This window comes from Lysobacter sp. Root690 (assembly GCF_001427785.1).
Lineage (GTDB): Bacteria > Pseudomonadota > Gammaproteobacteria > Xanthomonadales > Xanthomonadaceae > Lysobacter.
The window spans coordinates 21,032-35,656 of record NZ_LMHM01000016.1 but is presented as its reverse complement, the minus strand read 5'-3'; the positions used below and the strand labels follow the sequence as shown (position 1 = coordinate 35,656).

At 66.5% G+C, this 14,625-nt stretch carries 13 protein-coding genes; 7 read left to right on the top strand and 6 right to left on the bottom strand.

From position 1 onward, the window contains the following. The first annotated feature begins 54 nt into the window (after positions 1-54). The 3 genes from scpB (at position 55) to ASD86_RS17955 (ending at position 4,587) form a co-directional block, all read left to right on the top strand. A complete protein-coding gene (gene scpB / locus ASD86_RS17965; RefSeq protein ID WP_056113725.1) occupies positions 55-1,158 on the top strand; it encodes an SMC-Scp complex subunit ScpB in 1,104 nt (367 codons plus the stop codon). Beyond that, a complete protein-coding gene (locus tag ASD86_RS17960; RefSeq protein ID WP_056113722.1) occupies positions 1,155-2,864 on the top strand; it encodes a pseudouridine synthase in 1,710 nt (569 codons plus the stop codon). Before scpB ends, ASD86_RS17960 begins: the two co-directional genes overlap by 4 nt. Before the next feature lie 508 nt (positions 2,865-3,372). Then, entirely contained in the window at positions 3,373-4,587 is a 1,215-nt protein-coding gene (locus tag ASD86_RS17955; RefSeq protein ID WP_082578471.1) for a serine hydrolase domain-containing protein, read from the top strand. Positions 4,588-4,874: 287 nt separating this feature from the next. Here ASD86_RS17955 and ASD86_RS17950 read toward each other — a convergent pair whose 3' ends face one another. Continuing rightward, positions 4,875-5,342, bottom strand: coding sequence for a nuclear transport factor 2 family protein (locus ASD86_RS17950; protein ID WP_056113719.1), 468 nt, complete (start codon positions 5,340-5,342; stop codon positions 4,875-4,877). Positions 5,343-5,451: 109 nt separating this feature from the next. Here ASD86_RS17950 and ASD86_RS17945 point away from each other — a divergent pair, with 109 nt between their 5' ends. From ASD86_RS17945 to ASD86_RS17935, 3 genes are all read left to right on the top strand, one after another. After that, a complete protein-coding gene (locus ASD86_RS17945) occupies positions 5,452-6,030 on the top strand; it encodes a TetR/AcrR family transcriptional regulator (RefSeq protein WP_056115093.1) in 579 nt (192 codons plus the stop codon). Positions 6,031-6,755: 725 nt separating this feature from the next. Next, complete coding sequence (locus ASD86_RS17940; RefSeq protein WP_056113716.1) at positions 6,756-7,904, top strand: NAD(P)/FAD-dependent oxidoreductase; 1,149 nt, start codon at positions 6,756-6,758, stop codon at positions 7,902-7,904. A gap of 192 nt (positions 7,905-8,096) precedes the next feature. Then, positions 8,097-8,648 (top strand): hypothetical protein, encoded by a 552-nt coding sequence (locus ASD86_RS17935; RefSeq protein ID WP_056113713.1) that lies wholly within the window; start codon positions 8,097-8,099, stop codon positions 8,646-8,648. A 282-nt stretch (positions 8,649-8,930) separates the two neighbouring features. On the opposite strand, the gene ASD86_RS17930 is transcribed toward ASD86_RS17935, so the two are convergent. From ASD86_RS17930 to ASD86_RS17915, 4 genes are all read right to left on the bottom strand, one after another. After that, positions 8,931-9,728, bottom strand: a complete 798-nt coding sequence (locus ASD86_RS17930) for an amidohydrolase (protein WP_056113711.1) — start codon at positions 9,726-9,728, stop codon at positions 8,931-8,933. A 224-nt stretch (positions 9,729-9,952) separates the two neighbouring features. Next, the gene (locus ASD86_RS17925; protein WP_235567832.1) at positions 9,953-11,614 is read right to left on the bottom strand and encodes a type IV secretory system conjugative DNA transfer family protein; all 1,662 of its coding nucleotides are present in this window, start codon (positions 11,612-11,614) and stop codon (positions 9,953-9,955) included. Between the two features lie 52 nt (positions 11,615-11,666). Continuing rightward, entirely contained in the window at positions 11,667-11,948 is a 282-nt protein-coding gene (locus tag ASD86_RS17920; RefSeq protein ID WP_056113705.1) for a hypothetical protein, read from the bottom strand. A gap of 46 nt (positions 11,949-11,994) precedes the next feature. Beyond that, on the bottom strand, positions 11,995-12,528 hold the full coding sequence (locus tag ASD86_RS17915) for an XVIPCD domain-containing protein (protein ID WP_056113701.1): 534 nt from the start codon (positions 12,526-12,528) through the stop codon (positions 11,995-11,997). 248 nt (positions 12,529-12,776) lie between these two features. Here ASD86_RS17915 and ASD86_RS26915 point away from each other — a divergent pair, with 248 nt between their 5' ends. Next, positions 12,777-13,199, top strand: coding sequence for a hypothetical protein (locus ASD86_RS26915; RefSeq protein WP_157476816.1), 423 nt, complete (start codon positions 12,777-12,779; stop codon positions 13,197-13,199). 295 nt (positions 13,200-13,494) lie between these two features. Here ASD86_RS26915 and ASD86_RS17910 read toward each other — a convergent pair whose 3' ends face one another. Next, the gene (locus ASD86_RS17910) at positions 13,495-14,607 is read right to left on the bottom strand and encodes an XVIPCD domain-containing protein (protein ID WP_235567803.1); all 1,113 of its coding nucleotides are present in this window, start codon (positions 14,605-14,607) and stop codon (positions 13,495-13,497) included. Between the last annotated feature and the right edge of the window lie 18 nt (positions 14,608-14,625).

The window sequence follows — 14,625 nt, the reverse complement described above, 5'->3', positions numbered from 1 at the left end:
CCGCCCGCGAACCACCGCACGAACCCCCATTCCCGAATGTCGAATCCCGGCTCCATGGACCAACTCCTCATTACCCGCATCGTCGAAGCCTCCCTGCTCGCGGCCACCCAGCCGCTGACGCTGGCGCAATTGCATGCGCTGTTCCCCGAGGACCAACCGGCCCCGGCCGACAGCGTCGAGACCGCGCTGCAGATCCTGCGCGAAGGCTGCGCCGATCGCGGGGTGGAACTGGTCGAACTGGCCTCGGGCTTCCGCTTCCAGGTCCAGGCCGACGTGCATCCGTGGGTCGCGCGCTTGTGGACCGAGCGCCAGACCCGCTACACCCGCGCCACCCTGGAAACCCTGGCGCTGATCGCCTACCGCCAGCCGATCACCCGCGGCGAGATCGAACAGGTCCGCGGCGTGGCGGTCAGCAGCAACATCATCAAGGCGCTGGAAGAGCGCGAGTGGATCCGCGTGGTCGGCCACCGCGACGTGCCCGGCAAGCCGGCGCTGTTCGGCACCACCAAGACCTTCCTGGATTACTTCGGCCTCAAGCGCCTGGACGAGCTGCCGGCGCTGTCGGAGCTCAAGGACATCGGCGAACTCGAGCCGCAGCTGCAGTTTGGCGGCGAAGCGATCGCGGCCGGCGGCATCGGCACTGGCGAGGACGCGGGCAACGGCGAGCAGGCGAATGCCGAGGGCGAACCGCAGGATGGCGAAATCGCTGCCGCGGCCAACGACGAAGCGCCCGGCCAGGCCGATGATGGCGCGTCCGAATCCGGGCACGACAAGGCGGATGCAGCCGCGCAGGCCGGCGCCGCCGAAGCGGATGAAACACAAACCGAAGAAGCAACCGCCAGCGAAACGTCCGATGCGCACGGCGCCGACGATTCGAGCGACACCGCTGCTGCCGATCCCGACACCGATGCAACCGTCGCGGACGAATCCGCCGACGACGAGCCCCACCCCGAATCCCACGACGCCGGCGAGCACGAGCCCGCCGACGCCGAAGATGCCAACGAACACACCGTCCTGTCGGACGACCCCGAAGCCGCGCCGGGCAAGCGCGTGGCGGACGCGAACGATCACGAGCAAGACCAACACGCCGTCGAGACGACGACCGTTCCGGAACTTGAGGCTGAGTCCGAAGACGACCAGCCGGAGCAACAGAAATGACTGACGAAAAACCCCGCAAGCTTTCATTGAAGCGCAGCGGTGACAGCGCGGCGCCCGAAGCGCCGCGCCTGGAAGAACGCCTGCACAAGGTCCTCGCGCAAGCGGGCCTGGGCTCGCGCCGCGCGCTCGAACAGCGCATCGCCGACGGCCTGGTCAAGGTCAACGGCGAGACCGCGCAGGTCGGCATGAGCATCAAGGGCGGCGACAAGATCGAACTCGACGGACGCAGCTTCGTCGCCAGCGCGCTGACCGAACCCTCGCGCGTGCTGATGTACAACAAGCCCGAAGGCGAAGTCACCACCCGCGAAGATCCCGAAGGCCGGCCGACCATTTTCGATTCGCTGCCCGCGCTCAAGGGCGCGCGCTGGATCGCGATAGGCCGCCTCGACATCAACACCACCGGCCTGCTGCTGCTGACCACCGACGGTGAATTGGCCAACGCGCTCATGCATCCCTCCTTCGAGGTCGATCGCGAGTACGTGTGCCGCGTGCGCGCGCCCGAAGGCCAGGAGACCGTGCCCGACAACCTTGTCGACCGCCTCGCCCGCGGCGTCTCGCTGGACGACGGCCCGGCCAAGTTCGACGAAATCGAACGCATCGGCGGCAGCGACTCGCACGACTGGTTCCGGGTCGTGGTCAAGGAAGGCCGCAACCGCGAAGTCCGCCGTCTGTGGGAATCGCAGGGCTGCCAGGTCAGCCGGCTCAAGCGCATCCGCTACGGCACCGTGGCGCTGCCACGCGAACTGCTGCGCGGCCATTCACAGGAATTGGTCAACGACAAGGTCGACGCGCTGCGCGCGAACCTCGGCCTGGAAGACGGCACTCCGTCGGCGCTGACCCTGCAACCGGTGATCGGCCAGCGCAAGGCGGCCAAGTCGACCGTGCATCTGTCCGGCAACGAGCGTTCGGCCGGCTATGTCGGCGGCCACAACACCGCCGACGAAGGCCGCGAACTGCGCCGCTTCGACCACGTGCGCGAAGATCGCAACGGCCGTGGCCGCGGCGGTCCGCGCAAGCCCGGCGGCCTGACCGTCAGCGGCGAAGCCGCGGCGCGCCAGTCGCAGAAACCGTTCAAGCAGCGCAAGGACAAGGGCGCCAACTCGCTACCCGACGGCAACCCGGCGGCGTTCCGCACCTGGTACGTGCCCGAAGGCGTCGAAACCGGCCCGAGCGGCCACCGCAATCCCGACGGTCGCGGCAAGAAGCCCTACGCCGGCAAGCCCGGCGGCGGCGCGGGTCGCGGTCCGGCCGGCGCCGGCGCGGGTGCCGGTCGCGGTCGTGCCCAAGGCGGCGGCTTCGGCGGCGATCGCAACGGCAACACCACCGGCGGCGGCAACGGCCCCTACAGCGAGCGTCGCAGCGGCGGTGGTCAGGGCCAGGGTCAAGGCCAAGGGCGCAGCTCGCGTCCCTACGGTCACCCCGGCAATGCACCGAGCTTCCCGTCCGACCACGCCAATCCGGGCTTCACGCCGTATGGCAGTGAACGGCCCGCGCGCAACAACAACGGCCCGCGTCCGGCCGGTGGCAAGCCGGGCGGTCGTCCCGGCCCGGGCGGTCCCGGCGGTCCGCGTTCGGCCGGTCCGGGCGGCCCGCGTCCGGCCGGCAATGCGCGTCCCGGCGGCAACCGTCCGCCGGGCGGCGCCCCGCGTCCGGGCGGTCCGCGCGGTGGCGGTCGTCCGGGTGGCGGTCGCGGTCCGCGCGGCTAACGTCGCAGACTGATGCGGCGCTGACGAATTCGCCGGCGATCGCAACGACTTGGAACAAGGGGCGCTTCGGCGCCCTTTGTTTTGGGCGCGGTGCTCGAGCCGCCTGGCTGCGGTAGGTACGCACGACTGCGTGCCTGCGTCGTGGTTGAAGTGGCGCGGTCGCGGCTTGCGCCGCTCCTACAGCGGCCGAGCCAAGTACCACACAGACACTAAAGCCGCATGGGCTACCTGTAGGAGCGGCGCAAGCCGCGACCGCGCCATCGCAACAGCGACGCAACCTACATCGCAACCACATCCCCATGATTGCGACGCACACCCCGCGCACCCTATCGGCAAACCCACTGTCCGCATTCGGTAAAGCGCGCGCCCTACCCTGCAATCACCTGCGCCACACCACGCTTAACCGCAATCCCGCACGCGGCATGGCAGTGTTTCATCGCCATCGCTTGCACCCGCCGAAGCCGTAACCAGCTTCGCAGTGTCTTTCCGTTGGCATAGCGAATCCCCCATGAACCTGCCCGCTTCTGCCCCGATCGCGTCGGTCGCCACGCTTGAACCTCCCGCTCCCACCGTCCTGCGCGACCGCGTCGACGACGCGATCGACCGCGCCATCGCCGAGCGGCGACTGATCGGCACGGTCGTGCTGATCGCCCGCGACGGCGTACCGGTCTACCACCGCGCGGCCGGCCTGGCCGATCGCGAATCCGACCGACTCATGCGCGAAGACGCGATCTTCCTGCTGTCCTCGGTCACCAAGCCCTTCATCGCCGCCGCGGCGATGACACTGGCCGAACAAGGCCGCATCGACCTCGACGCACCGGTGACCCAGTGGCTGCCGCAGTTCCGCCCGCGCCTACCTGACGGCACCACGCCGGCGATCAGCCTGCGCCAGTTGCTGAGCCACACCTCGGGCCTGAGCTATCGCTTCTGCGAAGCGCCCGGCGGCGATTACGACCGCCTGGATATTTCCGACGGCTTCGATCAGCCCGGCCTGGGCATCGAGGAAAACCTGCGCCGCATTGGCGAAGCGCAGCTGCGCTTTCCGCCGGGACAGGGCTTCAAGTATTCGATCGGGCTCGACGTGCTCGGCGAAGCGATGGCGCGCGCGACCGGCACGCCGCTGCCGAAACTGATCGAGGAGTTGATCGCCGCGCCGCTGTCGTTGCGCGACACCGGCTTCCACATCGCCGATCACCGCCGCACCGCCACGCCGTACACCGACGGCGTCGCCGCCGACGGTTCGCGCCGGCCCGCGCGCATGCTCGACGGCGCCATCCTGCCCTTGCCCGACAGGCTGCTGCGCTATGCGCCGAGCCGCCTGGAGAACCCCGCGTCGTATCCATCCGGCGGCGCCGGCATGGCCGGCACCGCCGGCGACGTGCTGACCCTGCTCGAAACCTTGCGCCAGGGCGGCGGTGCGATCCTGCGGCGCGAATCGGTCGCGGCCATGATGCGCGAGCAGGTGCCGGCACCGATCGAAGGCCTGGACCCGGGTTGGGGCTATGGCTACGGCTGGGCGGTGTTGAACGACCCGCTCGCCACCAACACGCCGCAGTCGCCGGGTACCATCGCCTGGGGCGGCGTGTACGGCCACTCGTGGTTCGTCGACCCGCAGCGCCGGCTGAGCGTGGTCGCCCTGACCAATACCGCCGTCGAAGGCATGCAGGGCGAATTCACGATCGACCTGCGCGATGCGGTCTATGCGGGACTGGACGCGGATTGACTCCGCTCCCGTCGCGCCGCGCCGCTCCCTGTAGGAGCGGCGCAAGCCGCGACCGCGGATCCATGCCTGCGTCGTCACTTTGTCGCATGCGACGTTGTCGCGAGTGAGTTGTATGCGGACCTGGACGCCGTTTGACCCCAATCTCGTCGCATGGTCGCTCCCTGTAGGAGCGGCGCGAGCCGCGACCGCGAATCCACACCTGCGTCGTCACTTTGTCGCACGCGACGTTGTCGCGAATTCGCGGTCGCGGCTTGCGCCGCTCCTACAGTCGGTCCGCCCAGCAACGGCTACATGCCCAGTTCGCTCAGGCCCGGATGGTCGTCCGGCCGGCGTCCCTGCGGCCAATGGAAGCGACGTTCGCTCTCGGCGATCGGCCGGTCGTTGATGCTCGCCAGACGCAGCCGCATCAGCCCGTCGTCGCCGAACTCCCAGTTCTCATTGCCATAACTGCGATACCACTGGCCGGAATCGTCGCGCCACTCGTAGGCGAAACGCACCGCTATGCGCCGGCCTTCGAACGCCCATAGCTCCTTGATCAGCCGGTACTCGAGCTCGCGATTCCATTTGCGCCGCAAAAACGCCACCGCCGCCTCTCGACCTTCGACGAATTCGGCGCGGTTGCGCCAGCGCGTGTCCAGCGAATAGGCCAGCCCGACCCGTTCGGGGTCGCGCGAGTTCCAGCCGTCTTCGGCCAGGCGGACTTTCTCGATCGCGCTTTCGCGCGTGAACGGCGGCAACGGGGGACGGGTTTCCACGATGGCTCCTCAGGCATGTAGACAGATCGGTCTACATAACGTAAATCAATGTGGACAGATTTGTCTACTTCGAATGGCAAAGGCAGACGAAGCGGTCTACGATCGCGCCATGAGCCGAAAACCGATCGCCGCTGCCCGCCTCACCGACGCCCCGTCCGCGCGCGAACGCATCCTGCAGACCGCCCACGATCTGTTCTACCTCGAGGGCATTCGCGCGACCGGCATCGACCGGGTGATCGCCGAATCCGGCGTGACCAAGGTGACCTTGTACCGGCATTACCCGAGCAAGAACGACCTGATCCTGGCGTTCCTGGACTATCGCCATCAACGCTGGATGAACTGGTTCGACGGCGCCCTGCACCGCTTCGGCGCCGACCCGGCGGCGCTGCTGCCGACCATGGCCGAATGGTTCGCCCACCCGCAATACCGCGGCTGCGCCTTCATCAACACCGTCGCCGAACTGGGCCAGGTGCTGCCCGAAGCCGTGCAGCGCGCGCGCGAACACAAACGGCAGATGCAGGCCCGCATCGCCGAATTGCTGCCCGCGACCGAGGATCGCGACGCACGCGCGCAGGCGCTGGCGATCGCGGTGGACGGCGCGATCGTGCGCGCGGCCTGCGATGCGACTCCGGATGCGGCCTTGGCTTCGTTGAGGATGGCGATCGATGCATTCGCGCTGAGCAAATAGCAAATAGCAAATAGCAAATAGCAAATAGAAAATAGAAAATAGCATCCCAGCATGAATCGTGATCCGCACCAGACCGAAACCAGGCGGCGCAAACCACTGCCCGCTTTGAAAAAGGAAGCACGCGCCGACTCAGGTTTGTTTCGACGCACTAACCAGAGCGAGGGGATTAGCTTTTACTTGCGGCAAAAAGCGAATCCCCCCCAGCCCCCTTTTCCAAAGGGGGGAACAGCAAAAGCTGAGCCGCGAGGCCTTGATCCTCATTTGATTCATCGCCTCCAGCGCTGCGAGGCATGTAGCTCGCGTTAGCAAAAGCTCACCCGAAGGGCGGCGCACACNGTGCGCCGTGCGCCACCGAGACAGGATGTCTCGTGTGGCGCATGCCTGCGTCAGCACCGATCGTGCGGGCCCTTGATTCAAAACAAAGCATTTTTCTTTGGTTACCTTTCTTTTGTTGCTTCAGACAAAAGAAAGTAACCCGCCGCTTTAGTGGCGGAAGCTTTTGACCTTGCTTCAAAGCTTCAGAGATTTTTTGTAACTGCGCTGTAGGCCCCCAGGTAGCGTAAAAGCGAATCCCCCTACCCCCCTTTTCCAAAGGGGGGAACAGCAAAGGCGCATGCGTATAAAGGGGTAAATGCGCGCGACCGCCACACACTTCACACAGCCCCCATACGCCCTTCGTACTGCCCTCCCAAACTGCGCCCCAACCCCCACGACAAGGCGCGCCCATGAACTCCGATACCGGCCATTACGATTGCGACCTGGTCGTCGTAGGCGCCAGCTTCGCCGGCGCCGCCTGCGCCTTGGCCGCCGCGCGTGCCGGACTGCGCGTGGTGGTACTCGAGCGCAAGCGCGATCTCGGCGACAAGCTGCGCACCACCGGCATCGTGGTCAAGGAAGCCGCCGAGCAGACCTGGCTGAGCCGCGCCCCGGCCGGCTGCGTGCATCGGGTCGAACGCGTGCGCTTGTACTCGCCCAACCTGCGCAGCATGGCGTTGAGCGCGCCGGGTTATTACTTCCTAACCACCGATACCCCGCGGCTGATGCGCTGGCTGGCGCAGGAACTGATCCGCCACGGCGTCGATCTGCGCCTGGGCGCATCGTTCACTCAAGCCGAGCGCGACGGCGAGGGTTGGCGGATCGAAGGGATTGGCCGTTGCCGCTTCCTGGTCGGCGCCGACGGCGCCAAGTCGCGCGTCGCCGAGCGCGCCGGGCTGGGTCGCACGCGCGAATTCCTCTACGGCATCGAATACGAATTCCCCGGCCTGTCGCTGCCCGAATCCGGCGCCCTGCACTGCTTCGTCAGCAAACGCTACGCGCCTGGTTACATCGGCTGGATCGCGCAGAACCCGACCGGCGTGCAGGCCGGCCTGGCGCTGCGCCACGACCCCGAGCGCGCGCGGGTGCCCGATATCGACGGCTTCCTCGCCCGCGTCGGCGCCGCGGTCGGACTGGACCCCGAACTGCGTCCGAGCGCGACCCGCGCCGGCCTGATCCCCTGCGGCGGCCCGGTGTTTCCGCTCGCGCGCGACGGGGTGATGCTGACCGGCGACGCCGCCGGCATCGTCTCGCCGGTCACCGCCGGCGGCATCCATTCGGCCTGGGCGCACGGCGAAACCCTGGGCCAGGCGATAGCGCTGCACGCGCTCGGCCACGGGCCGGCGCCGGAAATCGTGGCCCGCGACAGCGCGCCGCGTTTCCGTCGCAAGCGCGCCTTGCGCTGGGCCTTCGACCGTTTCCAGTTCGACTGGCCGTTCGATCTGTTGCTGCATTCGGCGCCGCTGCGCTGGGCCGCCGAGCAGGTGTATTTCCACAAGCGCGGCTCGCGCGAAGGCGATGAGCCGGCGCGCGCGCCGCGCTCGTCGGAGACGTACTGAGGCAGGTGGCGCGGCCTTAAGGTTCATGAGGCCGCGCGTCGAGCCGCCAAGCCCGCCGCATCGATTCGCAGGGGCCGGAACAAATTCAGCCCCACTGCCTCAAGGGCAAGAACCGCAATTGAAACTTGGCGGCGATGCGTCGTTTTGGCGGTGGCTCGCGCGCGCGGCTCGGGGACGGCGTACATTCGGCGGATGAAGACACTCACCGCGCCCGCCAGTTTCGTCCTGTCCGCCTGTCTGTTCGCGGGCCTGTCCATCGCTCAGGCCGAACCGGTCAATGGCCTGAGCCTGCAACCCGACTCGCGCAATCGCGACGTGGTCGCGATCGTCGGCTCGCAGCGCAAGCCCCTGCTGCTGTGGAAGGTCGCCTCGATCAAGGGGCCGATCCAGGGCCAGACCCTGATCGCCGACTCCGGCCCGGGCAAGGAGCGTTACCTCCTGCTCTCGGTCGATTCGCGCAGCGGCACCGGCCCGGCCGATGGCCCCTGCGGCAAGGGCGTGGAAACCGATCTGATCTGGCTGGCGTTGAACGACAAGCTGGAAGTTCGCAAGAACGACACCTACCGGATCGCCTCCTGCCTGGAACCGGTGGAAGGGCTGACGCGCGAAGACCAACCTGACGGCTCGGTGCGCGCCACCTTGGTGCGTCCGGCGCATGGCGGCGAGCCCAGCCGCAGCGTCACCGTGCGTTACGACGCCAGCGATGCGGCGCAGGGGTTGCAGGTTCACGACCGGGTCAATTGATCGCGGTTCTGCCGGATGCCGACTGTAGGAGCGCCGCAAGTCGCGACCGCGACATCGCGCTGACGACGTATCCGCGATTCCGCGGTCGCGACTTGCAGCGCTCCTACAGCGAGTTCAGCCAAGCAATGCGATCCGTGGGCGCAAGCGCAAGGTTGCGATCACCGCGCAATTACCTGGCCCGGGAGCGATGAAGCGTCTCGCAAACTGAGCGGAGAGCGTCGGGGCTAAAGCCCCTGCCACAAAAGACCTCTCGGCTCATTCGCGTGTGAGCCGACAGATCGCTCACGCCAGCTCGAACCGATCCCCATCCAGCATCGCCGGGAAACGCTCGCGGTGCGCGGCCAGTTCGGCGGCCTGCAAGGTGGTGGTGACCACGACTTCTTCGTCGGTGCATTCGCTCACCGCGTGGCCGAGGAAATCGATCACCGCGCTGTCGCCGGCGTAGTGCAGGCCATTGCCGTCGTCGCCGACGCGGTTGAGGCCGGCGACGTAGCACAGGTTTTCGATCGCGCGCGCGCGCAGCAGGGTCTTCCACGGGTAGGCGCGCGCCGACGGCCAGTTGGCCACGTACAGCAGCAGGTCGAAATCCAAAGCGCCCGGGCGCTCGACATCGAAGCGGTTGCGCGAAAACACCGGGAAACGCAGGTCGTAGCAGACCATCGGACAGATCCGCCAGCCCTTCCACTCGACGGTCAGGCGCTCGCGGCCGGCGGCATAGCGTTCGTGTTCCTTGGCGTAGCGGAACAGATGACGCTTGTCGTAGGTCCGCAGTTCGCCGTCGGGCGTGGCGAACAGCAGTCGGTTGAACACGCCCTCGTCGGTGCGCAGTTGCACGCTGCCGGTCACCGCGGCGCCGAGCCGCGCGGCCTGCTCGCGGATCCAGGCCACGGTCGGCCCGTCCATGGTTTCGGCGTTGCCGATGGCTTCGTTGCTGAAACCGCTGGTGAAGGTTTCCGGCAGCAGCACCAGGTCGGTGATGCCGCGCAGCGAGGCGAGCAGATGACCGTAATACTCGCGATTGCCGGCCGGATCGTGCCAGCGGGTCGCGCCCTGGACTAAGGAGATACGCAGATCTTTCATGGCGGGTCGGCCTGACGTACGTGCAGTCCGCATTATGCCGCGCGGCCGGCGCGATGGATCAGGTCGCGCGTCCAAAAAGCGCGCGTCGACGGCCTGTGCTCAGAACCCATCGTTATGACGCCGCCGACGATTCGGGTCGTGATCCGGTTTTGAGTTGCCCATAAACCAAAACGCCGCCGCGATGAGCCATCGCGGCGGCGTTCGAGGTCAGGCAATCGCCCCGATCAGACCTTCAGGTCGAGCATCGGCACCGTCACCTTCGGCAACAGGCGCTGGGTGAACATCTTGTCCTGGTAGTACTTGATCTTGTCGCACTTGACCGGGTGCGGGATGCCTTCGTACAGGAACACCTCGGTATCGAAGCCCATCGCCTTGAGTTCCTGCGGCAGCATCAGCGCGCGGCGTTCTTCCGATTCGCTGCGCGAGATGTCCTTGCCGCGGGTGATGTTCTCCTTGCGCACGGTGGTGTAGCCGAGCATGTCGGAGTAGTCGTTGGCGTCCTGCTGTTCGCGCGGCGCGTAGATGATCTGCAGCGCGTGGTTGGTGATGATGGTGCGCGAGATGTCCTTGCCGTAGGTCGCGTCGAGCTGCGACATGCTCTGGATGATCGGCAGCAGGCGGATGTTGTAGCCGGCCATGTACGACACCGCCGAGGCGATGATGTCGACCTTGCCGATGGAGGTGAATTCGTCCATCAGCAGCAGGCACTGGAACTTCAGCTCGGGGTTGTTCTGCGGCAGCTCGCGGGTGTTGAGGTTGATGATCTGACTGAAGAACAGGTTGATGATCAGGCGGCTTTCGGCCAGCTTGTTGGGCTGGATGCCGACGTAGATCGTCATCTTCTTCTTGCGCAGGTCGGTCAGCAGGAAATCGTCGGTCGCGGTGGCCGCGTCCAGCACCGGGTTGATCCAGGGGTTCAGCGGTTCCTTGAACGTGCCCAGGATCGAGGCGAAGGTTTCATCGGCCTGCGACAGCATGTTGGCGAACGCCGAGCGCGCGTTGGAGCTGAGGAACGGACGCTCCGACAGGCCCTTGAGGAAGGGCTTGAGTTCGCTCTTGCCGTCGCCCGAAGACAAGCGATAGACCGCGCCCAGGGTCGGGATCGTGCCGAACGGGAAGCCGACCTTGTTCGCGTCGTCGTAGGCTTCGAACAGGTACAAGGTGAACGCCATGAAGGCGTTGCGGGCCTGGCTGACCCAGAATTTCTGATCGTCCGAGCCGTCCGGATACAGCATCGCGGCGATGCTCATCAGGTCCGACACGCGGAACGCCGGATCGGCCGAGACGTAGGTCAGCGGGTTCCAGCGATGGGTGCGGCGGTCTTCGGCGAAGGGGTTGAACAGGAAGATCTCCTGGCCCTGCTGCGAACGCCAGCCGCTGGTCAGGTCGAAGTTTTCCTGCTTGATGTCCAGCACCACCATCGAGCCCTGGTAGTTGAGCAGGTTCGGGATCACGATGCCGACGCCCTTGCCCGAGCGGGTCGGCGCGGCGAGGATCACGAACTGCTGGCCGCTGAGCTGGACCAGCTGGCCGTTGTACTTGCCGACCACGATGCTGGTCGGGGTCGACTTGAACATGTCCTTCTTGCTCAGGTCGCCGCCGTTGGCGAAACGGGCGTCGCCGTGGATCGACTTCTTGGCCGGCTTGAACATCAGGAACAACAGGCCGAGGTAAGCCGCCACCAGCAGGCCGTAGCCGATGAAGCCGCCGGCCTTGATCTTGCCGGCATAGGGCTTGTACTGGGGAACGTCGAGCACCTTGAGGTAGTCGAGGTAGGTGTTCCACTTCAACGCCGCGGTGTCGATCTTCATCAACATCAACGTCAGGTATCCCGACAGATACGTCCCCGCGACGGCCACCGCTACCAGCGCCACCAGGGCGAAAATCGCTTTCCCTTTCACGTTTGTTTCCTGCTTGTGTCCCCGAACCCGCTGTCGGTCAGCGTCGCTTCCGGCCTGCCCGGAGCCCGGAAGACTCCGCCGGGCGCGATGGCGCCATCATATCCGGGCCGGCGCCGCCGCTGGCGATCATTTCTCTGACAATCCAGTCGTCGAGCCAGATCTGGGCGTCGCTGAGGGTCAGTTCCTGGCGCATTTTGACCCCCGACGACGACATCACCGCATAGGCGTAGACGTCGTTGGGATCAAAGGACGCCTCGTCGGTCAGGGCCACGATCTGGTAGCGGCCCTTGGTCAATACGTGGTGCTGGTACTCGTTCATTGCAGCCTCCTGGGTCGCGCGCCGGGGTGCGGGTGCGCGGCGGGTATCAGTCTTTGTCCTTGAACAGGCTGCGCGCCGGCGCGGATTGCTCGCGTTCGTTGCGCTCGCCCTGCTGTTGCGCCTGGGTCCCGCCCTGGCGCTGTTCCTGTTCGCGCTGGCGCTCGAGCAGGTCCTGCTCGCGATTGAGCTGGGCGAACTGCTCGCTGCTGCGCTGCATCGACTGGCTCGCCGCCTGATTGGCGTCGACGTAACTCATGCGCCGGCTCGGCGAATCGGGGTCGCCCTCGACCGCGAACGCGCGCGCGCCGTCCTTGCTGAATACGACGTGGTCGACGCCGTGATTGCCGCGCGCGGCTTCCAGCGCCAGCGCGGCGGCGAGGTTGTCGCGTTCGCCGCTGCTGTACTGACGCGCCATGTCCTGCCTGTCCAGGCACACGCGCGTGTTCGAAAACAGATCGTGCTGCGGATGGCTGGGGCTGCTGAGCAGGTTGCGCTGCTCGCCGCGGCGCATATCGTCCAGGGTCTGACTGGTGGCCCCGGTGCCGATGCCCAGATGTTGATCGGGTGGATTGGCGTTCATCGCTGCGACCCTCCGCTGGTTTCGTGGGCGACGCCGGCCGCGTGTCCGCCACGCCTGCCGGTCTCACCGACCTGTATATACCCGATTACCCGATGCCACATTGCCCGCCGGCCGCCGTCGAAGCGGCGATAAAGCGGCAGCGGCAGGCTCGATCTCCCTAGCGATCGAGCCTGCCGTGCCCACCCCGCCCTTGCGGGAGGAGCAGCGACTTCCTTGTCCAGGGCTCCACAGCGACTGCCAAGCCGTCCATGGCCTGCGAAGCCCTCAAGCCGAACCGGACGACCGCCTCCACCGATGGTTGCGGGCGCCGGCTCGGACCAGCTGTCGAAGCGTCGGCGCCCTATGCGCCGCCGCCCGTTGAATTAGTGCCGCGACGCATCCGTGCGCCGCTTTCCTTGCCGTCCGATTCGATCTCGCGATCGAGCCGGTTCCTGCAACGCCGATCAGGTTCGCCGGCCGCGACATCCGTCGCCGCGCCGATCGATCCCGCTGTTGATCAAGCAGCGACACGTACCGCGTCGCTGCCGGTTGAATGGGTGCCGCGACGCATCCGTGCGCCGCTTTCCTTGCCGTCCGGTCCGATCTCGCGATCGATCCGGTTCCTGCAACGCCGACCAGGTTCGTCGGCCGCGGCATCCGTCGCCACGTCGGTCGATCCTGCTGTCGCTTGAGCAACGACGCGTACCGCGTCGCTGCCCGTTGAATAGTTGCTGCGACGCATCCGTGCGCCGCTTTCCTTGCCGTCCGATCCGATCTCGCGATCGGGGTCGGTTCCAAAACGAACTCGCTACCTGCATCCACATCGGGCGTTACGGTGAAACCAACCGCGCCGAGGCCTCCAGAATCTGTCGCCGCGACGCATCCGTGCGCCGCTCTCCTTGCCGTCCTGCCCGATCTTGCGATCGCGCCGGTTCCAAACTCAGATCGAATCCATCAAATCAAACTCAAATCAGGCTCAGATCAGACTCAGATCAGACTCATCTTGGGCGACGCCTGCTGCTGCGCCTGCTGTTGTTCCTGCTGCTGTTGCTGCGCCTGCGCCAGCTTCGGCGCGTCCTGCTGCAATTTCCGCGAGGACTGCTCGATCGACTGATTCATCGCCTGATCCTTGTCGGCGAACACGCGCTGATGCGCCGGATCGTTGAGACCGCCCTGGACCGCGAACAGGCCGCTGCCGTTGACGTTCGGCACGACGTGGTCGATGCGGTTCATGCCGCTCATGCGCGCTTCGTAGGTCAAGGTGCCGGCGGCACGCTCGAGCTGGGCGTGATCGCGGAACCCGGCCTGCGGCCCGAGCTTCTCCAGGCCGTCGACCGCCTGCTTGTACATGGCGTGGTCGGGATGATTCGGGCTCGACAGCAACTTGCCCTGATCGTCCTGACGCGGAGCCGCGTGCTTCATCGCTTCCAGGGTCTTCGGACCGGCCACGCCGTCGTCCTTGAGCCCGTGTTCGCGCTGGAACGCCTGCACCGCCTGACGGGTGCGTTCGCCGAAATCGCCGTCGGCGGTCAGCGCCTTGCCTTCGCCGTCGCGATAACCGAGCCGGTTCAAACCTTCCTGCAAGGCGCGCACGTCCTGGCCGCGCTCGCCGGCGTGCATGACGCCGTCGTTGGGCTTGTGCTGTTCGGTGCCGGCCTGGTTCGCGCTGCGCGCGCCGGTGGTCTGGCGCTGGTTCCAGAACTCTTCCGGATTGAGGTTGCGCCCTTGCGGATCCTTCATCTGGTAATGCACGTGCTGGGCGTACTGCGCCTCGCCGTTAGGGCCGCGCCCGCCCATCGTGCCGATCACCGCGCCGGCCTCGATGCGCTGGCCTTCGACCACCGACTGGCTCTGCGTGTGCAGCAATTGGTGACGGTTGCCTTCGGCATCGCGAATCGAAATCGTGCCGTAACGGCCACCGACGAATTCGACCGTGCCCGCGATCGGCGAATGGATCGAGGGATGTTCGAGATTGACCCCGGCCTGTCCACCGACGTAATTGAAATCCGAACCGCCGTGCGGACCGCTCGCGCGATGCTCGCCGTAGTGGCCGGTGATGTGCGACGAACGCCCCTGCTGCGGCGGCAGAATCACGTTCATGATGTCCTGGTACGACAT

Excerpts from the sequence above, each read along its gene's own strand:
- scpB (WP_056113725.1), top strand. The coding sequence starts at position 55 with ATGGACCAACTCCTCATTACCCGCATCGTCGAAGCCTCCCTGCTCGCG.
- ASD86_RS17960 (WP_056113722.1), top strand. The coding sequence starts at position 1,155 with ATGACTGACGAAAAACCCCGCAAGCTTTCATTGAAGCGCAGCGGTGAC.
- ASD86_RS17955 (WP_082578471.1), top strand. The coding sequence starts at position 3,373 with ATGAACCTGCCCGCTTCTGCCCCGATCGCGTCGGTCGCCACGCTTGAA.
- ASD86_RS17945 (WP_056115093.1), top strand. The coding sequence starts at position 5,452 with ATGAGCCGAAAACCGATCGCCGCTGCCCGCCTCACCGACGCCCCGTCC.
- ASD86_RS17940 (WP_056113716.1), top strand. The coding sequence starts at position 6,756 with ATGAACTCCGATACCGGCCATTACGATTGCGACCTGGTCGTCGTAGGC.
- ASD86_RS17935 (WP_056113713.1), top strand. The coding sequence starts at position 8,097 with ATGAAGACACTCACCGCGCCCGCCAGTTTCGTCCTGTCCGCCTGTCTG.
- ASD86_RS17930 (WP_056113711.1), bottom strand. The coding sequence starts at position 9,728 with ATGAAAGATCTGCGTATCTCCTTAGTCCAGGGCGCGACCCGCTGGCAC.
- ASD86_RS17920 (WP_056113705.1), bottom strand. The coding sequence starts at position 11,948 with ATGAACGAGTACCAGCACCACGTATTGACCAAGGGCCGCTACCAGATC.
- ASD86_RS17915 (WP_056113701.1), bottom strand. The coding sequence starts at position 12,528 with ATGAACGCCAATCCACCCGATCAACATCTGGGCATCGGCACCGGGGCC.
- ASD86_RS26915 (WP_157476816.1), top strand. The coding sequence starts at position 12,777 with ATGGCCTGCGAAGCCCTCAAGCCGAACCGGACGACCGCCTCCACCGAT.
- ASD86_RS17910 (WP_235567803.1), bottom strand. The coding sequence starts at position 14,607 with ATGAACGTGATTCTGCCGCCGCAGCAGGGGCGTTCGTCGCACATCACC.